Source organism: Mesorhizobium sp. M3A.F.Ca.ET.080.04.2.1 (genome assembly GCF_003952525.1).
Lineage (GTDB): Bacteria > Pseudomonadota > Alphaproteobacteria > Rhizobiales > Rhizobiaceae > Mesorhizobium.
Map to the genome: position 1 here is coordinate 2,943,375 of NZ_CP034451.1, position 21,646 is coordinate 2,965,020.

A 21,646-nucleotide genomic window follows, 5' to 3' on the forward strand; every position below is an offset into this window, starting at 1 on the left:
GGAGCGATCCGGCGGGGTTTTTCTTTACGGCAAGATAAACTTCCTGGCGTATTGCCTTGGGCCCGAAGGGAAGGGCTTCCATGGACATGGGCGACTATCGTCCCGCTACGCCATCTTCGCGGGTGCTGCATCTCTACGGCAAGTCGCCGGCCCTGTTCTGCTACTGTGCAACGGCATTGGTGATGATCGCCCTCCGATCATTGGGCTTCAGGCTCGATGGCGATATGGACGACTACATCAAACTCTATGAAGTCCGCACCTTCCTTGAGACGGGAAATATCTTCGACCGGACCCTGCCCGGCATTGTCCAGCCGGAGCCCTATATCTCGCATTGGCCGTGGATCGTGGACTTGCCCTATGCCGCCTTCGCGTGGCTGCTCGCGCCGTTTTTGGGCGCCGAGCCGGCGTTGGCGGCGGCAAGCTTTGTCGTGCCGGTGCTGCTGTTTGCGCCCGCCTTGTATCTCTACAGGCGGCTGATGATTGCCGTGGACATCGGCAGTCCGGCCGTTGCCTTGCCGCTGGGGCTGATCCTGGCCTCGAGCACGTTCTGCGAATACGCCCCAGAGCGCATCGACTATCACAATCTGCAAATATTGCTTCTACTGGCTGCGTTGGTGCTGCTGCTGTCGCAGAAACGCGCTGCTCCGTTGATCAACGGGCTGCTCACAGCCCTGGCGTTCGCGATCAGCGCCGAATTCGCGCCTTTCTATGCGCTGTTGATGGCCGTCTACGCCTTTGACTGGATCACGGACCGTGAACAGGGCGCAGCCAGGCTCACCGGTTTCGGCCTGAGCTTGGCGATGGGAGCAATCGCGCTGCTCGCCGCAGTCCAACCGCCTTCGGCCTATGCCGCGGTCAAGTGCGACACCTATTCGGCGCCATATGCGACGGCGCTGGTCGCCGCCGGGCTTTCCTTTGCCGTTTCACCGTTGCTGGCCGGCCGGCGCAGCAGGTGGGCAATGCGGGCCACGATCCTGGCGGTGTTCGCGGCCGCTAGCGTGGCGACGCTGACGATGCTGTTCCCGCAATGCCTGCATGGCCCCTATGCCTCGATCGACGCCTATGTGCGCGACAACATGCTCAACAGAATCCTTCAGGAAATGAGCCTGTTTCGGCATCCGCGCTTTCTGTCGTGGACATTCTCCGCCGCAGTGCTGATACTTGTGGGCGCGCTTGCCCCGGCCGTCATCTGCCTCGACGCCGAAAGCCGAACCCGGCCGCGCGTCATCCTCGCCTTGTTCTCGATGCTCGCCCTGGTGCTGGGGATCGGCTATCTGCGCTACTTTCGCTATGTTCCCCTCTTTTCCAGCATCGGCCTGGTTTTCGCGGTGGCGAAGTTCCTGCCGGCAGACTCGCGACTGGCACGCTCCCTGACACCTGATGTCGCCGTGGCATCGCGCAAATACGCCCTGATCCTGCCCGGCCTGATCCTGTCGGCGGCAATTGCGCTATACCACCTGTCGGTGCGAACGTCCCAGGCAGCCATTCCCGCTGGAGAGGTGGCCGACAGCTGCGATCTCAGCCGTCTGGAACCGCAGCCGGGGTGGCCCGCCGGCGCCATCGTCCTCTCGCCACCGCTGATCGGAGGCCATCTCGTCGCCCTCGCCACAGGTCCCAGGGTGGTGACGATCCCCAACCATCCGTCGGCAAAGGGTATCGAGCGGAGCTATCGTTTCCTTGATCCGTCGACCGCCGACCCGCGCATGTATCTGGATGCGTCCAGGGCGACGCATATAGCGGTTTGCGCCTGGCGAGGTCCGCCATTGCCGAAACTGGAAACCAACTATCCATTCGCGGCAGCGCTGATCGAAGGCAAGCCGCCGGCATGGTTGAGGGAGTGCCCCACCGATCCTTCATCGCCGCTGCGAATCTACAGCTACCGCAATCCGGACGGTTCCCAAGCCGCCTGCCCCGCGTCGGCGGTATCCGATCAGGCCCTGCCGTAGAGCGGCACCAGCGTGCCGCTCATCGCCTGGTTGGCGGGCGAGGCGAGATAGGCGATCGCCTCGGCGACGGCTTCGAGACTCACCCATTTGGCGAAATCGGCATCTGGCATGTCCGCTCGGTTGGCCGGGGTGTCGAGCGTCGACGGTGCCACGGCATTGACCAGGATGCCTTTGTGCTTCAGTTCCTCGGCCATCGCGACCGTCATCGCGGCCACGGCTGCCTTGCTGGCCGCATAGGCGACCATGCCGGAACCACGTCTCGGATCGAGCCCGGCGCGCGCGCTGACGTTGACGATGCGGCCCGCGGTTCCCGATGTCAGCATCGAGCGCACCGCCGCCCGGCTGCAGAGGAAGGTCGTGCGGGCGTTGGTGTCCATCATCTCGGCAAAGGATGCCGATTCGATCTTCTCCACCGGCGCCATGGTGAACCCGCCGGCGAGATGGATCGAAGCCCAAAGGTCGGGGAGCTGATGGTAGAAAGCCTCGACCTTGGCGGAATCCGACAGGTCGACATTGTGCGCCAGATGGACGCTCGCATGGGCGGAGTAGGGGAAGTTCGGCGGAGCGGCTGCATGGGCGTTGGGCACATGGCAGATGGCGCCTTGCTCCAGCAACCTGCCGACAACCGCGCCACCAAGGGCACCGGTGCCGCCGGTCACCACGACATGCCTGCCATTCAGCGTTTCCGTCATACTTCGACCGCTCCTGTCGCTTCTTTTTGCTTCTTCTTGGTCATTCCGCCCCAGGATAGACCGTCGCGCCTTTCGCGCTGTCACTCAATTGAAATATCGACATGGCAGGCGTCGCGTCTTTGCATGCTTCGGCTTGGCGCCGGGCCGATGTGAAGCTCATGCGGTGTGAGGCCAGCCATCGATGATGGCGTCCCAGAGCAGTCGTCCCCCGATCGCCGGCCGCTGGAACTTGTGCGTGAGCTTGTGCAGCCAGAAGCCGTCGTAGATCTCGCGGTGGACCGCCTCGTCGAACGGCTCGAGGAGCGCCCTTTGCAGTCCATGCGGCCGGTCGGCTCCTACCTGGGGCATGCGCAGGAAGTCACACCGCAGCCGGCGATGCAGGAGAAGGGCGGCCTCCATGTGATGCGGAAACATGAAATATTGAAGAAGCCTGTCATGCGTCTTCCAATAGTCGGCGAGGTTGTGCAGCACGGTTTCGACAAGCGGATGCCCCTTGCGGGCGTGGATGAACCACGTTTCCACGAGCCGCGGGGCGCGACTGGTTTCGCGCAGGATGTAGAACTCTTCGTCTTCGATCTGCGCCGGAACGGGTTGCCTGAGCAGGATCGTCGCGTCGAGCCATGTGCCGCCGTGGCGGGCGAGCAGGCTCAGCCGGATGAAGTTGGAAAAATGCTGGCGGTTCATCAGGCCGCGCCGTCGCTTGTCCCAGACATGGCCGGGCAGATCGATGTAGTCGCCAACGGTCCTGTCGTCGAGGATGACGAGTTCGCGCCCGCCCTTGTGGAGCTGTACGGAATGCAGGCAGGCCTTGACCACCGGTGGCGCGTCGTCGACGCCTTGCGCCCAATACTGCCAGATCGGACCGAGACTGCTGGACGGCGTGCTGGTGGAGCACCACTTCGAATGATCGACCGCAGCGCTGCGTGCGCGCCAGTCCCGGCGCCGGGCCAAGGTCGCGCAGGTCTTGGCGGCGCACGCGCGCAACGACCATGGCAGCACCTGCGAAGACGCCGCCCAACGCAGCGGCGCAAGATAGGGGCGCTTCAGCGGATCATTGAACGGCGCTTCGCTGAAAAACGAACTCTCCGAAAAATCGTGCGTGCGTGGCGCCATGTCGTCAGTCCACCCTGATCTCGACCACACGCGGCTTTGCGGCGGCTCGGGCTCGCCTCAGCGCCCCGGGAAGATCGCCGACGTCCGGCAGCCGCTCGGCCTCTACGCCATAGGCTTCGGCGAGCTTGCAGAAATCCGGCGGCGCCGGCGACACGCCGACCGGCTCGACGCCGACGTCGAGCATCGACGTCTCGATCTCGCGATAGCCGCGATTGTTCCAGACGACGAAGATCACCGGCGCGCCTGCATCGAGCGCGGCGCCCAGTTCCGGCAAGGTGAACTGGAAGCCGCCATCGCCGGTCAGGCAGACGACCGGCGCCTCGGGAACCGCAAGCGCGGCGCCGATCGCCGCCGGCGGACCATAGCCCAACGCGCCGAACCCCGTCGCGGCATTGAACCAGCCGCCTGGCCGGTCATGGTCGTAATAGAGATTGGCGGCATAGATCGGCTGCGTCGAATCGCCGACGATAATGGCGCCCGGCAGGGCGTCGCGGATCGCTTCCACGGCTCGCATCTGCGCCACATGGGCCGGCCTCAGCTCGGCCAATGCAGCCGCACGCGCTGCGGCAGCACGGGCCTCGCCGTCCTTCACGGCGACGTCGCCCGCGCCGAGCTCGGCTTGCAGGGCACGAAGTGCCTCGGCGCAATCGGCCTGGATCGCGACGGTCGCAGGGCGGCGAGCGAGCTGATCGGCGCCGATGTCGATGCGGATCAGGTTGGGCGGCAGCACGAAGCCGCCGTCGCCGTAGCCGTCATAGTCTGTCTGGCCGAACTCCGTCCCCGCGGCGATCACCAGGTCGGCGTCGGCCATCAGCGCCCGCACCGCCTTCAGGCTGGGGCTTGCGGGGACGCAGAGCGGATGATTGTGCAGCAGGCCGCGCGCATTGGTGGTCTCGACCACCGGCGCCCCGAGCGTCTCGGCGACAAGCGTGAGCGCCGCATCGGCCTTCTTCGCGCCGCCGCCGGCGAGGATAAGCGGACGGCGGGCCTGCTTTGCAAGCCGCGCCGCCTCCGCGATCGCGCTTGCCGCAGGAGCGGGCGGGGCTGCATTGCCGAGCACGGCCGAGATTGCGTTCGCCGGCGTCGCCATGACATCGGTCGGGATCTCGATATGGACCGGTCCCGGGCGTGAAGAGGAAAACAGCGCGAAGGCGCGGGCGAGCGCACCGGGCAACTGCCCGGCCTCGGTGACGCGTTCCGAAAACAGCGCCACCTTTTCCATCATGCCGCGCTGGTCGGGCAGTTCATGCAGGTATCCAAGTCCCTTGCCCAGCGTGTTGGTAGCGTTGACCCCCGAGATCACCAGCATCGGCACGGAATCGGCGCGCGCCTGCCCCATGGCGGTGATGGTGTTGGTCAGACCCGGACCGGTGATGACGAAAGCGACGCCCGGCCGGCCGCTGGCCCGCGCGTAGCCGTCTGCCATGAAGCCGGCACCCTGCTCGTGGCGGGGCGTCACATGGCGGATCTTCGAGCGCGCCAGCCCGCGATAGAGCTCGACCGTGTGAACGCCGGGAATGCCAAAGACGATGTCGACGCCATGCGCCTCGAGCAAGGTGATGAGCGCTTCGCCGAGCGTGGTCATTGGATATCTCCCCTTAGAGCGGATCACTGTTTAGCGGAAACAGTGATCCGCTCTATCTCTTTGTTTCTTGCGCAATTCCAGACGGAAAACCGTTTCTCACTTTTCCTGGGATTGCTCCAGAGGCGAGAGGCCGAGTTCGACCTCCACAGCCTTGATGCCAATCGCCGCCAATTCGCCGGGCGAGAACATCTCGCCGGCCAGGCAACCTTCGATCCAGAGCCCGTCGATGATCGCATTGATGGCGATCGCATGATGGCGCAACTGGCCTGCGTCCGTCTTGCGCCGTTCGGCGGCAAGCACTTCGGCCACAACCGCTTCCACCTCATTGCGAAAGCCAAGGTAGCCTTCGCGGTGGGCACGAGCCAGGGTCGGATCCGCATTGGCGCGGCCAAGGAAGGTTGCCCAGAGCGAAAACACCCGCGAGTCGATGATCGGCGGGTTGAGGTTGGCGGTGACGAAAGCCGCAAGGCGTTGGCGCGGCGAGGCATCTTCCATGACCAATGCTCGTTTCGCCTGCTCGGTCATGCGGCCGACCAGCGTCGTGTAGGCCTCCTGCAGCAATTCTTCCTTGCCGGGAAAATAGTGCCGGATCAGCCCGGCGGTGACGCCAGCACGCAATGCGATGGTGCGTAAGGTGGCGCCCTGCAGGCCATATTCCGCCACGCTGTCCAGAGTCGCCTCGATCAAATCCTGCCGCCGCCGCTCCTCGCCTTCGCGACGGAACTTGCGGCGGCCATTCATTGGCGCAGGATCGGCCGCGTCAGGCATGTCGGCCCGCCTTCGCAGGCGATGCAGAGCGCATCCGCCTCGAAGATCTCAACCGTGCAGCCGGCAGCTTCCATCGCGGCTTTGGTCTTGGGAAAACCTGCAACGGCGATAACCTTGAGCGGGCTGGTGGGCAGCACGTTCAGGCTGAGGCCGTTGGAAGCGGCGAACTCTTCGGCATCGCCTTCGACCAGACGGATGCCGCGCGCCTTGAGCATCTGGTAGAAGGGAGCCGGCAAAAGCGGTGAATAGACCAATGCCAGGTCGTCGGCCAGCGGGCTGATTACCGACATCAGATGCAGGCATGCCTCTTCGCCCTGCCACAGCGGCAGATCAAAGCCGTAGACGGAAATGCCCAGCGGCGTCAGCAGGTTGGAAACCTGTTGGATGCCTTCCTGGTTGGAGCGGACGCCGCGCCCGATCGCCAGCGTGCGGCCATCAACCCATACACAATCGCCGCCTTCGACCTGGCCAGGAGCCTCGATGCGGCCGAGGATCGGAATGCCTAGTCTTCTGTAGGTTTCCTCATGCAGCGATGGCTCCCTGGCGCGCAATGACTTGCCCATGGACAGGATCAGCGCGCCGCGGTCGGTCATCAGCGACGGGTCGTGCGTGAACACCGAATCCGAAAGGCCGTCGGCCTTGTCCTCGATCCATTCGATTTCGGCGCCGGAAGCCGCCACCAGTTCAGCAAGGACCGTGTGCTGCGACACTGCTTTGGCCGGGTTGAACCCCGGGCCATAATGCCAGGCAGTTCTGTCGGCGTCGCGCATGGCGTTGGCCGCCGACCGCATCAGCACGCGCCGCAGCGGCGCCGCCATGGACTGTGATCCGAAAGCGCTCATCGATGCCCTTTTAGGATGAAAAAACACGAGAAAATTTCATGAAGGGCTATTTATACACTTGCGCAACAAGGCCGCAAGTGCCGTAATGAGCGAGATTGACGGGCTCGCGCCGTCGGGTCCATGCTGAAATCCAAAGCGGGGCAGTAGAGCGTATGTTGATTAGCCGGATGGACGTTCGACGAGCTGCCCTCGCCCAAATTGAGGTCTTCCGGTGAGCGCGGTGGAAGCTGCCGCAGTCTCATCCGGTAAGGCGCAGAACAGTGCAGCCGAAGCCATCCATGTCGAGAACCTGCACAAGAAATTCGGCCAGTTGCATGTTCTGAAGGGCGTCTCGCTGTCGGCGCGCGACGGCGAGGTGATCGCCATCATCGGTGGCTCCGGGTCCGGCAAGTCGACACTGCTGCGCTGCATCAACTGTCTGGAAAACCCCACCAGCGGCATCATCCGGGTCAATGGCGAGGAGATCAAGCTCAAGGCCGACAGCTACGGCCACACGGTGCCGGCCGACCGCAGGCAGATCGAGCGCATCCGCTCCAGGCTCGGCATGGTGTTCCAGAACTTCAACCTGTGGAGCCACATGACGCTGATCGAGAACGTGATCGAGGTTCCGGTGCATGTGCTCGGCGTCAAGCGCGACGAGGCGATCGCCCAGGCCGAGAAGCTGCTCGCCCGCGTCGGGCTCGCCGAAAAGCGCGATGTCTATCCGGCCTTCCTGTCGGGCGGCCAGCAGCAGCGCGCCGCGATTGCCCGCGCGCTGGCAATCAATCCGCGCGTGATGCTGTTCGACGAGCCGACATCGGCGCTCGACCCGGAATTGGTCGGCGAGGTGCTGAAGGTGATCGGCGATCTGGCGCGCGAGGGGCGCACCATGGTTCTGGTAACCCATGAAATGAAGTTTGCCCGCGAGGTCGCGACGCATGTCGTCTACCTCTACAACGGGCTGGTCGAGGAAGAAGGTCCGCCGGAACAGCTGTTCGGCGCGCCCAAATCCGAAAGGCTCAAGCAATTCCTCCGCAACGTCGGCTAGCGCCGGCGAGAAGCGGAGCGAAAACCGGGAACAACAACAAACTGGGAGTTGTGAAATGAAGACTGTTCTCAAGACTTTCGCCGCGGCGCTGCTGTTCGGCGTCGCAGCGATGGGGGTCGCCAAAGCCGACCCCGTCAAGGTCGGCGTCGCCGCCGAACCCTATCCACCCTTCACCTCGCCCGACGCCTCGGGCAAGTGGGTCGGCTGGGAAATCGAGTTCATCGACGCCGTCTGCGCCGAGGAAAAGCTCGACTGCGTGATCACGCCGGTTGCCTGGGACGGCATCATTCCCGCACTGACCACCAAGAAGATCGACCTTATCGTCGCCTCGATGACAATCACAGAAGAACGCAAGAAAACGATCGACTTCTCGGACAAGTATTACAACACGCTGCCGGCGATCATCGGCCCGAAAGACCAGAAATTCGGGTCCACGCCGGACGACCTCAAAGGCAAGGTCATCGGGGTCCAGGTGTCGACCACCCACGCGGCCTACGCCAAGAAGCACTTCACCGGGGCGCAGGAGATCAAGGAGTACCAGACCCAGGACGAGGCCAACCAGGATCTCGCCGCCGGCCGTCTCGACGCGGTTCAGGCCGATTCCATCGCGATGACGGAATACCTCAAGAGCGACCAGGGCAAGGCCTGCTGCGATATGAAGGGCATGGTCGCGCCGGACGACGAGGTGCTGGGGCCAGGCATCGGCGCCGGCGTGCGCAAGGAGGACACGGCGTTGAAGGAAAAGATCAACGCCGGCATCAAGGCCATTCGTGCCAACGGCAAATATGACGAAATCACGAAGAAATATTTCGATTTCGACATCTATGGCGGGCCTTCGCAGTCGAACTGACTTTTGCCCCATGAACAAGGGGCATGGCGCCAGCGCCATGCCCCTTCCTTCCCACGCATGCTCGCCGCCAGGCGTTGCCTGAGCGGCTTGCCAGCAATCCGGGGGCGAAGCTGATCGACGCCTTTCTTCCGGCCTCGGCGGCCGGCATCATCGAACTCCTGTCGCCCGTGCCGCCCGGCTGGGGCGGCAACCTCTTGCGCGGCCTGCTCCACTCCGTCGAGATCGCCATCGGCGCCACCTGCCTCGGCCTGTTGATCGGCACCAGCGGCGCCTATGGCAAGCTCTATGGCGGCCCGGTGACGCGCGATCTCCTGGCCGTCTACACGACCGTGGTGCGCGCCGTGCCGGAGCTGGTGCTGATCCTGCTGCTCTATTATGCCGGCACCGACCTCATCAATCAGGTGCTGGAGGCGATCGGCTACCAGCGCATCGACATCAGCGGGCTGGCGGCGGGCATTTTCGTCCTCGGCTTTGTCCAGGGCGCCTATTCGACGGAAGTCATCCGTGGCGCCATCCTGGCGATCCCGCAGGGACAGATCGAGGCGGCCCGCGCCTACGGCATGTCTCCGGGTCTGATGCTGAGGCGCATAACGCTGCCGGCGATGCTGCCCTTCGCCATACCCGGCCTTGCCAATCTTTGGCTGATCGCCACCAAGGACACCGCCCTGCTCGCGGTCGTGGGCTTCAACGAGCTGACGCTCGAAACCCGGCAGGCCGCCGGCGTGACCAAGGCCTATCTGATCTTCTATGTCGCGGCAGGCGCGCTCTATCTCGCGCTGACGCTGTTCTCGAACCTGATCATCGGCCGTGTCGAAGCCTGGTCGCGGCGCGGCATGCCCTCTGTCAAGGAGGCGCGCTGATGGCTGGTGAAGCCGCCGTGATCAATGTGGCGGCGCGCGCGTCGCTGTGGCTTCAACCGCACCGCGTCGTGCTGATCCTGATAGCGCTGGCAATGGTGTTTAGTGCGGCCTTCTTCATGCGCTGGGACTGGCTGCCGCAATATTGGCAATTGGGGCTCATCGGCATCTGGCGGGCGCTGTGGATCCTCGCCGTCACCTGCGCGCTGGGCTTCCTGCTGGCCGTGCCGCTCGGCCTGGCGCAGGCCGGGGGGCCGTTCTGGCTCGCTGCGCCGGCCAGAGTCTTCTGCACCATCATCCGGGGAACACCGCTGCTGTTGCAGCTGTGGCTGCTCTATTACGGGCTCGGTTCGCTGTTTCCGCAATATCCCTGGATCCGCGAGTCCTGGATGTGGACATATCTGCGACAAGCCTGGCCCTATGCCGTCGTGGCGCTGACGTTTTCCTTCGCCGGCTATGAGGGCGAGGTGATGCGCGGGGCCTTCGCCGGCGTGCCGAAAGGGCAGCTCGAGGCGGCCCGCGCCTTCGGGATGAGCCGCTGGAAGATCTTCCGCCGCATCTGGCTGCCGCAGGCCTTTTACCGCGCGCTGCCGACGCTGACCGGCGAAACCGTGCTGCAGCTGAAGTCGACGCCGCTGGTGGCGACGATCAGCGTCATCGACATCTTCGCCGTATCCTCCAAGGTGCGGCAGGACACCTACCTGACCTACGAGCCCTTGCTGCTCCTGGCGTTGATCTATATGGCGATCACCGGCATTCTCGTCTTCGCCTTCAGCAGGATCGAGGCGCGGATTCCCGTTAAGATCGGGTAGTGAATGGTGAATGGTGAATGGAAAAATAGTGAATAGGCCTTCGGTTCGCCTTAGCTATGGCTTCTCACTGTCCCCATTCACCATTGACTATTCACCATTCACCAGAGGCACCATGCAACTCAGTCTCGACCAGGCAACAGGACTGTGCCGGATGGCGGCGCTCGGCGCTGGGGCAAATGAGGAGGTTGCCCAGTCGCTGGTCGCTTCGATCATCGCTGCGGAGGCCGAAGGGCTCACCGCGGTCGGGCTCGCCCATTTCATCGACTATCTGGAAGCGATCGAGGCCGGCCGCATCGACGGCAATGCCGATCCGGTCGTCACGCGGCCGGCGCTCGCGGTCTATCTCTCCGACGCCCGCGGCGGGCTCGCTCATACCGGCTTCGACCGCACGATCGGCGATCTCGCCAAGGCGGCAAGGCTGTTCGGCGTCGCCATCTTCTCGCAGAAGAACGCCTATACCTGCGGCGCGCTCGGCTATTTCACCGGACGCCTGGCCGGGCAAGGACTGGTTTCCTTCGCCGCCACCAACGGGCCGGCCGTGCTGGCAGGCTCGGGCTCCGTCAAGCCGGTCTACTGCACCAATCCGATGTCCTTTGCCGCCCCCGCCGCCGACGGGCCGCCGCTCCTCATCGACCAGTCGTCGAGCGCCACCGCCTTCGTCAACATCCGCAAGGCGGCCGAGGAAGGCAGGAAAATCCCCGAGGGATGGGCGCTGGATGCGAGCGGCAATCCGACCACCGATCCGGCGGCGGCGATGAAAGGCGCGATGCTCGCTTTCGGCGGCCAGCGCGGCGCCAACATCGCATTGATGGTCGAGGTGCTGGCGGCGGGTATTTCCGGCGCCAACTGGTCGGTCGACGCGCCGTGGTTCACCGGCGGGCCAGACAGCCCAGGAACCGGTTTGTTCGTGCTCGCGGTGGAACCCAAGCTGCTCGATCCGGATTTCGAGCGCCGCATGCGGGACCAGCTCGACCGGCTGCGACGGCGCTACGGCGTGCACATCCCCGGCCGCGCCCGCGCCGAGGCAGCGGAGAAAGCGACGGCGCGCGGCGTCGACGTGCCGAAGGCAGTGGTGCAGCGCATTTCCGAGTTCGCTGAGCGCTATTCGGCCTGATCGAGACGACAGACAGCAAAAAGCTGGGCGTTTCTTCGCGCAGCCGCTGAACCTTTTCCTGTCCCATTGCGACCCATTTTCGGCACCTCACAACGCGAGCCGCACGGGGTGGGCGTGGGTTGCGGCTTGCGGTTGGTGGCGCCGCGCCGGGCGTCCAGGGCCGCGGGCGGGCGTGCTTGCTTCACGCCGCCTTGATGCCGTCTCAGGTCAGGCCGCCTCGTTGGTCCTGTTTCGGCGCGAGCGTTGCCCGGAAAACCCCGCTGCGGCGGGGTTTTCTGTTTTCCTCATAGCAGGCGGCAAACCGCCTTCCGGGCACGGACAAAAACAAAGCCGCGGTGACCCCCGGTCGCTCTTTGCCTTTGACGCGAAACCGACTAAGAAGCGGCTTCAGCCAAGCTTTTGCGCGGAGCCAGCCATGACCGAAATCCTGCAGACCCCGAAGCTGATCGTCGTGTTTGGCGGCTCGGGCTTTGTCGGCCGCCATGTGGTGCGCGCGCTGGCCAAGCGCGGCTATCGCATCCGCGTCGCCTGCCGGCGGCCAGACCTTGCCGGGCACCTGCAGCCGCTCGGCAATGTCGGCCAGATCCAGCCGGTGCAGGCCAATGTGCGCGTGCGCTGGTCGGTCGACCGTGCCGTGCAGGGCGCCGATCATGTGATCAATCTGGTCGCCATTCTGCATGAGACCGGCCGGCAGAAGTTCAACACCGTGCATGATTTCGGCGCGCGCGCCGTGGCGGAAGCCGCACGCTCGGTCGGCGCCGGCCTCACCCATATCTCGGCGCTCGGCGCAGACGCAAACTCGCCGTCGAGCTACGCACGCACCAAGGCGCTCGGCGAGAAGGCCGTGCTGGAAACGGTCGAAGATGCGGTGATCTTCCGGCCGTCGATCAATTTCGGGCCGGAGGACAGCTTCTTCAACCGCTTCGCCAACATGGCGCGCTACTCGCCGGTGCTGCCGCTGATCGGCGGCGGACAGACCAGGTTCCAGCCGGTCTATGTCGGCGATGTCGCCGAGGCAGTGGCGCGCTCGGTCGAGGGCAAGGTCAAGGGCGGCCAGATCTACGAGCTTGGCGGGCCGCAGGTGCTGACCTTCAAGCAATGCATGGAGGAGATGCTGAGCGTAATCGAGCGCCGGCGGATGCTGGTGCCGGTGCCGTGGTGGATGGCGAACATCCAGGCCTCGATCCTCGGCCTGCTTCCCAATCCGCTCTTGACCAAGGACCAGGTGCTGCAGCTGCGCGAGCACAATGTCGTTTCCGAATCCGCCGCCAAGGCGAACAGGACGCTCGGCGGCCTCGGGATCCAATCGCAGTCGATTGCAGCGATCCTGCCCAGCTATCTCTGGCGCTTCCGTGCGGCCGGCCAGTTCCAGCAGCGCAAGCCGATAGCCGACCGGTAATTCCGGAGACGGAATACCGCTTCACGTTTTTCCTGGAATTGCTCGGCTCAGGCGCGGCGCGAAACCAGCATCGGCAGGCCACCCTGCGGCTGCGTGGTCAGCTTCTGCACCGGCCAGGGCCGGGTTTCGGATGTGACGTCGAAGCGGAAGCGCGACAACAGGATCGCCAACGCAATGATCGCCTCCTGTATGGCGAAGCTGGCGCCGATGCAGACACGCGGGCCGGCGCCGAACGGCAGATACTGGAAGCGGTCGATTCGGTCGCGGTTGTCCGGATGGAAGCGCTCCGGCATGAAGGCGTCCGGCCTGTCCCATAGCTTGCGGTGGCGGTGCACGACCCAGGGCATCACCAGCACGGCGGCGTATTTCGGGATGGTGAGGCCGTTCCAGGTCTCCGGCTCGATCGGCTCGCGGTTGATCGAGGGGGCCGGCGGATAGAGCCGCAGCGCCTCCTCGAAGGCGGCACGGGTGAATGGCATGGCGTCCAGCCATTTCGTCGGATCGGGCTCCCTTGCCAACACCGCGTCGATCTCGCGCTCGACCCTGTCGCGCTCCCAGAGCGCCTCGGCGAGGCAATAGAGCGTCCAGCCGAGCGCGCGCGCCGTGGTCTCGTGGCCCGCGCCGATGAAGGTGATGATGTTGTCCTCGACTTCCGCGCGCGTCAGCCCGTCCGGCCCCTCGGCTCTCAGCAGGAGCGTCAGGAAATCCTGCGGCACGCCGTCGGGATCGCGCCGCATGCGCTCTTCACGCATCCTGACCGTGCTGGCGACGATGTTGCGGAAATAGGTCATGGTCTTGCGGCCGCGGATGCGGGTGAGACGCGGCAGCCACTCCGGCGCGCGCAAAAGGTCGAGCGGGTCGACCCGGCCCATGGTCTCGAACAGCCGGTCGATCTCCTTGGCGAAGCTGCCTGGCTCGCCGGCAATCTCGCCGGAAAACAGCGTCTCGGCCAGGATGTCGAAGGTCAGCAGCGTCATGTCATGGGCGATGTCGAACGTGCCGCCGGCCTCGTAGCGGCTGACGAACTCCACCGTGCGTTTCAGCATCGGCTCGGCAAAGCCGAAGATGTGGCGGGGCGTGAAGACCGGCGCCATCGCCTTGCGCGAACGCTTCCACACCTCCCCCTCTGCGGTCAGCAACCCGTCACGCAGGATCGGGCGCAGGATCATCTGGCGCACCGTCGCCATCTTGTAATTCCTGGCATTGTCGACCAGCACGTGCCGGATGAGGCCGGGATGGTTGGCGATGACCAGCGGCCCGCCGATGCCAGTCACCGAGATCCAGGGCTCGTTGTAGGTCGGCTCGCCCCACAGCTCGAGCGGGTTGCGGTAAACGATGCGCATCATCTCCAGCGTCGAGGGCGGCGAGGTGCGCGGCCTCGGCGCGGGCGGCACGAAGGGGACAGGTTTGGTGTCCATGGCATGCTCCGCTGGCACCGCGAATGTAGTGCGCTGCAAGGCGGCCGTCCATGTGACCGAACCGCAAGGGCGCCGAGCGCAATAGGTTGGCAGGAGCGGTAGGATCGTTGTCATGCTTCTCGACCGCAGCTTCTATTGCCGCCGCGTCAGTCGGAATCTCCCAACTCGATGGTAAATCAGATCGGGGCAGCCCAGTCACTGGCACTGGATTCTTCTGGACGTAGAGCGGCGACGATACCAGCGGCAATTTCGATTAGACTGCTGATGGTGTCATCGGACATCGATGTATCTCTACCTTCAGACAGAATGTCTCTTATCCGGTGATACACAGTTGTGCAATCATGGCCGTCGGTTGCGCCTCAACCACTCGGGGGTCGACTATCTGTGTCCAAGTTGGTGTGGGGCGCAAAAACTACTATTGGATGTCTTCTAGATAAACAAAAACTGGATTAACCTAGAACTCATTCCTGACTTGGGAGGATTCATGGGTAAGAGAATTATCGTGTGTATCGATGGCACATGGAATAATGCAGCAAGCCAAAGCGGCAGTGGCACAAACATCGATGCGATATACCAGTCTCTGTCAAAAAGAGATCAAGCAAAGAACTATTTCCATGGCGTGGGCGAGCATGCAGGGACTCTCGGAAGGTGGGTGTTTGGGGCTACCGGAAAGGGTGTCTTTCAAACCGCCAGAGAGGCATGGAAATGGGTGGCAGGTAACCATGAAGACGGCGACAAGATTTACATCTTTGGCTTTAGTAGGGGTGCGTTCGCCGCGCGGCATCTTGCTGGAATGATCGTCAGACATGGCCTGAAAGGATGGCAAGGCAACATCGAAGAAGAATTTAGGAAATGGCGGGTCTCCGTGGCAAAGCCATGTACCCTCCCACGTGCCGAGGTATATTTTCTCGGCCTGTTTGATTGTGTGCCAGGCAATCAGATATATGTACTAAAAGACGGCTCTAGTCATCTTAATCGGCCCCAGCTGGAGCCCGGAATCAAGCATTTTCGCCACGCAATGGCTATCCACGAGAGGCGCTGGTCGTTTAGGCCGATACTATTCGAAAATACGGGCAACCAAGAGACCTTTGGGCAGGTCTGGTTTCCTGGTTACCACAGCGATGTCGGGGGAGGGGCTAATGTAGCTGGGGGCTTGGCGAGCGTGAGCCTTTGGTGGATGTTGCGGGAGGCTTACGGAATGGGCTTGGAATTTGACAACATAGGCTGTGGTCATCTTCATAAGTATGGGCACGCTCTTGGCGTGATATGCAGTGCTGACCCCGATGAAAAGCCGGTTTGTTCCGACTATTTGACAACAAGATTGGGCCTCAAATACGAAAGGTCAGGTTTGGGCCCGACCGTCGGCCCACCATTTTCAGAACTCGTCGATTGTCCTCGCTGTGGTACGGAAATGTTCGACGTCTTTCTTACGGTCCCGGGCCGGAGGTGGTTAGAGTCAAAGGGACTCCTTCGCAGCAGTACCGCGTGATGTTGCGACAAGGTCCGGGAGAGGCTGCTCGCCAAGCCGTCAAAATGCCCGCAAACCTTGGAAAACCCGCCATTTGCGCCTATATCTAGGACATCAAAACGGCGCGATTCGGGGTCATTTTTCTGCGCCGAGCCAGCAGCATCAATCAGACAGGTTTTCATGAGCGACCAGACCGAAGGCGCCAGCGGCGCGGAAGCCGAGTACGGCGCCGATTCCATCAAGGTTTTGAAGGGGTTGGATGCCGTCCGGAAGCGCCCGGGCATGTATATCGGCGACACGGACGACGGATCGGGCCTGCACCACATGGTCTATGAGGTGGTGGACAACGCCATCGACGAGGCGCTGGCCGGCCACGCCGATCTCGTTTCGGTGACGCTCAACCCCGACGGTTCAGTGACCGTTATCGACAATGGCCGCGGGATTCCCACCGATATCCATCCCAGCGAGGGCGTCTCGGCAGCCGAAGTCATCATGACGCAACTGCACGCCGGCGGCAAATTCGACCAGAACTCCTACAAGGTCTCGGGCGGCTTGCACGGCGTCGGCGTTTCGGTGGTCAATGCGCTCTCGGCCTGGCTGAAGCTCAAGATCCGCCGCAACGGCGAGATCTTCGAGATGGGCTTCACGCACGGCAACGCCGATGCACCGCTGAAGGTGACGGGTAGCTACGAGCAGGAAAGGCGGCCCGGCACCTATGAGGGCCGCAGCGGCAGCGAGATCACCTTCTTCCCGTCGGCCGACACCTTCAGCATGATCGAGTTCGACTACAGCACGCTGGAGCATCGGCTGCGCGAACTCGCCTTCCTCAATTCCGGCGTGCGCATCGTGCTGAGCGACGCCCGCCATGCCGACCTCGTGCGCCACGAGCTGCATTATGACGGCGGCCTCGAGGAATTCGTCAAATATCTCGACCGCGTGAAGAAGCCGCTGATCGACAAGCCGATCGCGATCCGTGCCGAGCGCGACGGGATCACCGTCGAGGTGGCGATGTGGTGGAACGACAGCTACCACGAGAATGTGCTGGCGTTCACCAACAACATCCCGCAGCGCGACGGCGGCACGCATCTGGCCGGCTTCCGCGCGGCGCTGACGCGGCAGATCACTGGCTATGGCGAGTCTTCCGGCCAGACCAAGAAGGAAAAGGTCTCACTGACCGGCGACGACTGCCGCGAAGGCTTGACCGCGGTGCTGTCGGTGAAAGTTCCCGACCCGAAGTTTTCCTCACAGACCAAGGACAAGCTGGTCTCGTCCGAGGTTCGTCCGGTCGTCGAAAGCCTGGTCAACGAGGCGCTCGGCACTTGGCTGGAAGAGCATCCGGCCGAGGGCAAGGTGGTGGTCGAGAAGGTGATTCAGGCGGCCGCGGCGCGCGAGGCCGCGCGCAAGGCGCGCGACATAACCCGCAAGAGCACGCTCGGCGTCACCTCGCTGCCCGGCAAGCTTGCCGACTGCCAGGAGCGCGACCCGGCGAAGTCGGAAATCTTCATCGTCGAGGGCGATTCGGCCGGCGGCTCGGCCAAGGGCGGACGCTCGCGCCAGAACCAGGCCATCCTGCCGCTGCGCGGCAAGATCCTCAACGTCGAGCGCGCCCGTTTCGACCGTATGCTGTCGTCCGACATGATCGGCACGCTTATCACCGCGCTCGGCACCTCGATCGGCAAGGACGAGTTCAACGCCGACAAGCTGCGCTATCACAAGATCATCCTGATGACCGACGCCGACGTCGACGGCGCCCACATCCGCACGCTGCTGCTCACCTTCTTCTTCCGGCAGATGCCGGAGCTGATCGAGCGCGGCCATCTCTACATCGCCCAGCCGCCGCTCTACAAAGTGACGCGGGGCAAGAGCTCGCAATACCTCAAGGACGAAGGGGCCTATGAGGAATATCTGATCGACTCCGGACTGGAAGAGGCTTCGCTGACGCTGGCTTCCGGCGAGGTGCGGACCGGACAGGACCTGCGGGGCGCCATCGACGACGCGCTTGCGGTGCGGCACCTGATCAACGGGCTGCATACGCGCTACAACCGCAGCGTTGTCGAGCAGGCGGCGATCGCCGGCGCGCTCAACGCCGACGTGCTTGCCGATCTGGGGCGCGCCAATGCCATGGCCGAACGCGTTGCCAGGCGGCTTGATCTCATCGCCGAGGAGACCGAGCGCGGCTGGACCGGGCATCTGTCGACTTCCAACGACGGCGCCGGCGGCTATGTGTTCGAACGCATGGTGCGGGGCGTCAAGGAATACGTGCAGCTCGACGCCGGGCTGATCAATTCGGCCGATGCGCGCCAGCTCGATCGTTATGCCTCGCGCTTGGCCGAGATCTACAGCGAACCGCCGGTGCTGCGCCGCAAAGAGCTCTCCGAGATCATTTCGGGCCCGCTGGCGCTGCTCAACGCGGTGTTCGCGACCGGCCGCAAGGGCCTGACCATGCAGCGCTACAAGGGCCTTGGCGAGATGAACGCCGAGCAGCTCTGGGAAACCACGCTCGACCCGAATGTGCGCTCGCTGCTGCAGGTCAAGGTCGCCGACGCCACCGATGCCGACTCCCTGTTCTCGCGGCTGATGGGCGACGAGGTCGAACCGCGGCGCGAGTTCATCCAGGACAATGCGCTGTCGGTGGCCAATCTGGATATCTGACCAGGATCCAGGCATTCGAAGCGTGTCGGCTGAATGCGTTGAGCCTGACGCGCTTTGGCGGAGGCGAACCAGCTTGGGACCCGCGATATGAAGCGCGTTATCGACATTGGCCTGCCGGATGTCGGCCGGCCCTTGGAATGGGTCATATTGGCCGATGGTATACTCTACGCAACTCTGTTGCCGGTGTACCCAGATGGCAGCTTCGAAACCGGCGACATCAAGAAGCAGACCGAGATTACCTTAAATCATCTGCGGAGCGCTGTTGAGGCGGCAGGCGGCTCACTCGACGATGTCGTGCAAGTCCTCGTCTACATGCCCTACGCAGAAGACTTCGCGGGAATGAACGAGGTTTACGCGCGTTACTTTTCGAAACCCTATCCGCAGCGCGCGACTCTTTTGAGCAAGCTCGTCATCCCCGGCGCTCGTATCGAAATCGTTGCCTATGCTCATATAAATGTCGCCGAACGAAACTGAAGCACGCCTCGCTCTGTTCAGCCCGAGGCGTTTGCGGTGAAAATTCCCGCTTGACCTGGAGCTGCTCCAGCTTGGTAGCCTGACGCAAGATCTGCAGGCTATGGGCGACATATGCTTATCTCTGAGGCGGCTTCTGCGAGCGGGCTGACTATCGACACCATCCGCTACTACGAGAAATTGGGCTTGCTTCCAAAGATCGCCCGAAGGCGGGACGGAAGGCGTGACTTCTCGGCCGAGAATGTCGACTGGCTCATACTACTGTCCTCGCTGCGCGAGACGGGAATGCCGATGGAGCGGATGCGATATTTCGCGCAGCTCTATCGGAGGGGTGACGAAACCCTGTCCGAACGCAAGGCGGTTCTTCTCGACCACGCTCAGCACTTGGATATGCGGCGTGCTGGGTTGGATCGCTGTGCCGAGCTGCTTGCCTACAAGCTCAGACGGTATGACGAGATGACAGAGGCAGTGTCATGAGAATTATCGTCGTGGGCGCCGGAGGCGATATCGGGAAAGCGGTCTGCAGCGAGTTGGGCTGCCGGCACGAGGTCATCAAGGCAGGACGGACGAGCGGCGACATTCAGGTCGACATAGCCGACCGCGCATCGGTCGAGGCCATGTACGCCAAATGCGCCCAGGTGGACGCCGTCATCTCGACCGCTGGCAATGTCCATTTCGGAGCGCTTGGCGAATACACCGAAGAGACCTTCATGCTGGGCCTGCGCGATAAGGTCATGGGACAGGTCAATTTGGTGCTGGCAGGGTTGGCTGCCGTAAGCGACGGAGGCTCATTCACTTTGACAAGCGGAGTGCTCGACCGCGATCCCATTCGCATGGGAACGGCGGCAGCAACCGCGAATGGCGCCCTCGGAGCCTTTGTCCTCGGCGCGGCGATCGAGATGCCGCGCGGTCTGCGCATCAATGCCGTAAGCCCCGGACTTCTTGATGTGTCCGTGCCGAGATATGGCGAATGGTTCCCTGGCCATGAGCCGGTTTCGTCGAAACGGGTGGGGCTTGCCTATGCAAGAAGCGTGGAAGGAGCCATCACCGGCAAGGTGATCATCGTCGGGTAGTCGGCGAAGCTCCGATGATCAACAAGCCGGGGTGAAAAGCGGAGTTCGGCGCGCGACTGGCGCATCCCGCCGGCGGTCTCGGAACGTAAGAAGCCCGGCATCGGCCGAGCTTTGGAATTTGATGCATGGCCGACAACCTTCTGCAGAAGGTTGCGGCCGATCAGTGATCGAAGGCCTTGACGATTTCTTCCGTCATCTTCTTGGCGTCGCCGAGCAGCATCATGGTGCCGTCCTTGTAGAACAGCGTGTTATCGATGCCGGCATAGCCGGAGCCGAGCGAGCGCTTGACGAACAGGCAGGTGCGGGCCTTGTCGACATCGAGGATCGGCATGCCGTAGATGGGGCTGCTCTTGTCATCGCGCGCGGACGGGTTGGTGACGTCGTTGGCACCGATGACGTAGGCAACGTCCGCCTGTGCGAACTCGGAGTTGATGTCCTCCAGCTCGAACACCTCGTCATAAGGCACATTGGCTTCGGCCAAGAGCACGTTCATATGGCCGGGCATGCGGCCGGCGACCGGGTGAATAGCGTATTTGACCTCGACGCCGTTGGCCTTGAGCTTATCGGCCATCTCGCGCAGCGCGTGCTGTGCCTGGGCGACCGCCATGCCGTAGCCGGGCACGATGATGACCTTTTGCGCGTTCATCATCAGGTAGGCGGCGTCGTCGGCCGAGCCCTGCTTGACGGTGCGCTCGATGCCGTCGTCGGCTGCCGCAGCGGTCTCGCCGCCGAAGCCGCCCAGGATGACCGAGATGAAGGAGCGGTTCATGCCCTTGCACATGATGTAGGACAGGATCGCACCGGAAGAGCCGACCAGCGCGCCGGTGATGATCAGCGCGAGGTTGCCGAGCGTGAAGCCGAGCGCCGCTGCCGCCCAGCCGGAATAGGAGTTCAGCATCGACACCACGACCGGCATGTCGGCGCCGCCGATCGGGATGATCAAGAGCACGCCGAGCACCAGCGAGGCGGCGACGATCAGCCAGAAGATGAGCTTGGATTCGGTGGTGACCAAAAGCACGATCAGCACCACCAGGGCGACGCCGAGCGCGATGTTGATGAGGTGGCGACCGCCGATCATGATCGGCTTGCCGGACATGCGGCCGTCGAGCTTCAGGAAGGCGATGACCGAGCCGGTGAAGGTGATGGCGCCGATGGCGACACCGAGGCTCATCTCGACAAGCGCCTGCGCATGGATGTCGCCTGCGGTGCCGATGCCGAAGCTTTCCGGCGCGTAGATGGCGGCGGCGGCCACCATGACGGCGGCGAAACCGACGAGCGAGTGGAAGGCTGCGACCAGCTGCGGCATCGAGGTCATGGCGATGCGGCGCGCGGTGACGGCGCCGATGCCGCCGCCGATGGCGAGGCCCAACACGATCAGGCCGAAACGGCCGGCGGATGGGGTCGCAAGCGCCAGCGTGGTGGCGATGGCAATGCCCATGCCGATCATGCCGTAGAGATTGCCCTGACGGCTGGTGGTCGGATGCGACAGACCGCGCAGCGCCAGAATGAACAGGATGCCGGAGACCAGATAGAGGAAGGAAGCGAGATTGACGGTCACG

General features: G+C 63.4%; 19 protein-coding genes. 12 read left to right on the forward strand and 7 right to left on the reverse strand.

What is annotated here, in order from left to right:
- Positions 1 to 80 precede the first annotated feature (80 nt).
- Positions 81 to 1,946, forward strand: coding sequence for a hypothetical protein (locus tag EJ074_RS14030; RefSeq protein ID WP_129553534.1), 1,866 nt, complete (start codon positions 81 to 83; stop codon positions 1,944 to 1,946).
- On the opposite strand, the gene EJ074_RS14035 is transcribed toward EJ074_RS14030, so the two are convergent.
- The 5 genes from EJ074_RS14035 to EJ074_RS14055 form a co-directional block, all read right to left on the reverse strand.
- Complete coding sequence (locus EJ074_RS14035) at positions 1,931 to 2,638, reverse strand: SDR family NAD(P)-dependent oxidoreductase (protein ID WP_095806738.1); 708 nt, start codon at positions 2,636 to 2,638, stop codon at positions 1,931 to 1,933. The genes EJ074_RS14030 and EJ074_RS14035 overlap by 16 nt on opposite strands.
- A 156-nt stretch (positions 2,639 to 2,794) precedes the next feature.
- The gene (locus EJ074_RS14040; RefSeq protein WP_095806739.1) at positions 2,795 to 3,751 is read right to left on the reverse strand and encodes a capsular polysaccharide synthesis protein; all 957 of its coding nucleotides are present in this window, start codon (positions 3,749 to 3,751) and stop codon (positions 2,795 to 2,797) included.
- 4 nt (positions 3,752 to 3,755) lie between these two features.
- Positions 3,756 to 5,336, reverse strand: coding sequence for a 5-guanidino-2-oxopentanoate decarboxylase (locus EJ074_RS14045; protein ID WP_095806740.1), 1,581 nt, complete (start codon positions 5,334 to 5,336; stop codon positions 3,756 to 3,758).
- Positions 5,337 to 5,432: 96 nt separating this feature from the next.
- Positions 5,433 to 6,104 carry a TetR family transcriptional regulator C-terminal domain-containing protein gene (locus EJ074_RS14050; protein ID WP_095806741.1) on the reverse strand — a complete coding sequence of 224 codons (672 nt, stop codon included), beginning with the start codon at positions 6,102 to 6,104 and terminating at the stop codon, positions 5,433 to 5,435.
- Complete coding sequence (locus tag EJ074_RS14055) at positions 6,074 to 6,946, reverse strand: dimethylarginine dimethylaminohydrolase family protein (protein WP_095806742.1); 873 nt, start codon at positions 6,944 to 6,946, stop codon at positions 6,074 to 6,076. The genes EJ074_RS14050 and EJ074_RS14055 overlap by 31 nt, the downstream gene beginning before the upstream one ends.
- Positions 6,947 to 7,157: 211 nt before the next feature.
- Between EJ074_RS14055 and EJ074_RS14060 the strand changes: the two genes are divergently transcribed.
- The 6 genes from EJ074_RS14060 to EJ074_RS14085 all read left to right on the forward strand — a co-directional run bounded on the left by EJ074_RS14060 (position 7,158) and on the right by EJ074_RS14085 (position 13,005).
- Positions 7,158 to 7,973, forward strand: a complete 816-nt coding sequence (locus EJ074_RS14060) for an ABC transporter ATP-binding protein (protein ID WP_095806743.1) — start codon at positions 7,158 to 7,160, stop codon at positions 7,971 to 7,973.
- Between the two features lie 55 nt (positions 7,974 to 8,028).
- On the forward strand, positions 8,029 to 8,823 hold the full coding sequence (locus tag EJ074_RS14065) for a transporter substrate-binding domain-containing protein (RefSeq protein ID WP_095806744.1): 795 nt from the start codon (positions 8,029 to 8,031) through the stop codon (positions 8,821 to 8,823).
- Positions 8,824 to 9,017: 194 nt separating this feature from the next.
- The gene (locus tag EJ074_RS14070) at positions 9,018 to 9,683 is read left to right on the forward strand and encodes an ABC transporter permease (protein WP_165350079.1); all 666 of its coding nucleotides are present in this window, start codon (positions 9,018 to 9,020) and stop codon (positions 9,681 to 9,683) included.
- Positions 9,683 to 10,492: an ABC transporter permease gene (locus EJ074_RS14075; protein WP_095806746.1), complete on the forward strand. Its 810-nt coding sequence runs from the start codon at positions 9,683 to 9,685 to the stop codon at positions 10,490 to 10,492. The genes EJ074_RS14070 and EJ074_RS14075 overlap by 1 nt, the downstream gene beginning before the upstream one ends.
- Positions 10,493 to 10,604: 112 nt before the next feature.
- The gene (locus EJ074_RS14080) at positions 10,605 to 11,606 is read left to right on the forward strand and encodes an Ldh family oxidoreductase (protein WP_095806747.1); all 1,002 of its coding nucleotides are present in this window, start codon (positions 10,605 to 10,607) and stop codon (positions 11,604 to 11,606) included.
- A 415-nt stretch (positions 11,607 to 12,021) separates the two neighbouring features.
- Complete coding sequence (locus tag EJ074_RS14085; RefSeq protein ID WP_095806748.1) at positions 12,022 to 13,005, forward strand: complex I NDUFA9 subunit family protein; 984 nt, start codon at positions 12,022 to 12,024, stop codon at positions 13,003 to 13,005.
- A gap of 47 nt (positions 13,006 to 13,052) precedes the next feature.
- Here EJ074_RS14085 and EJ074_RS14090 read toward each other — a convergent pair whose 3' ends face one another.
- The gene (locus EJ074_RS14090; RefSeq protein ID WP_129553535.1) at positions 13,053 to 14,423 is read right to left on the reverse strand and encodes a cytochrome P450; all 1,371 of its coding nucleotides are present in this window, start codon (positions 14,421 to 14,423) and stop codon (positions 13,053 to 13,055) included.
- 484 nt (positions 14,424 to 14,907) lie between these two features.
- Here EJ074_RS14090 and EJ074_RS14095 point away from each other — a divergent pair, with 484 nt between their 5' ends.
- The 5 genes from EJ074_RS14095 to EJ074_RS14115 all read left to right on the forward strand — a co-directional run bounded on the left by EJ074_RS14095 (position 14,908) and on the right by EJ074_RS14115 (position 20,087).
- Positions 14,908 to 15,912 carry a DUF2235 domain-containing protein gene (locus EJ074_RS14095; RefSeq protein WP_095806750.1) on the forward strand — a complete coding sequence of 335 codons (1,005 nt, stop codon included), beginning with the start codon at positions 14,908 to 14,910 and terminating at the stop codon, positions 15,910 to 15,912.
- A 159-nt stretch (positions 15,913 to 16,071) separates the two neighbouring features.
- Positions 16,072 to 18,543: a DNA topoisomerase (ATP-hydrolyzing) subunit B gene (gene gyrB / locus EJ074_RS14100; protein WP_095806751.1), complete on the forward strand. Its 2,472-nt coding sequence runs from the start codon at positions 16,072 to 16,074 to the stop codon at positions 18,541 to 18,543.
- 87 nt (positions 18,544 to 18,630) lie between these two features.
- Positions 18,631 to 19,017 (forward strand): RidA family protein, encoded by a 387-nt coding sequence (locus EJ074_RS14105; protein ID WP_095806752.1) that lies wholly within the window; start codon positions 18,631 to 18,633, stop codon positions 19,015 to 19,017.
- A 111-nt stretch (positions 19,018 to 19,128) separates the two neighbouring features.
- Positions 19,129 to 19,491: a MerR family transcriptional regulator gene (locus tag EJ074_RS14110; protein ID WP_095806753.1), complete on the forward strand. Its 363-nt coding sequence runs from the start codon at positions 19,129 to 19,131 to the stop codon at positions 19,489 to 19,491.
- Positions 19,488 to 20,087: a short chain dehydrogenase gene (locus EJ074_RS14115; protein WP_095806754.1), complete on the forward strand. Its 600-nt coding sequence runs from the start codon at positions 19,488 to 19,490 to the stop codon at positions 20,085 to 20,087. The genes EJ074_RS14110 and EJ074_RS14115 overlap by 4 nt, the downstream gene beginning before the upstream one ends.
- A 160-nt stretch (positions 20,088 to 20,247) precedes the next feature.
- On the opposite strand, the gene EJ074_RS14120 is transcribed toward EJ074_RS14115, so the two are convergent.
- Complete coding sequence (locus EJ074_RS14120; RefSeq protein WP_095806755.1) at positions 20,248 to 21,645, reverse strand: NAD(P)(+) transhydrogenase (Re/Si-specific) subunit beta; 1,398 nt, start codon at positions 21,643 to 21,645, stop codon at positions 20,248 to 20,250.
- Between the last annotated feature and the right edge of the window lies 1 nt (position 21,646).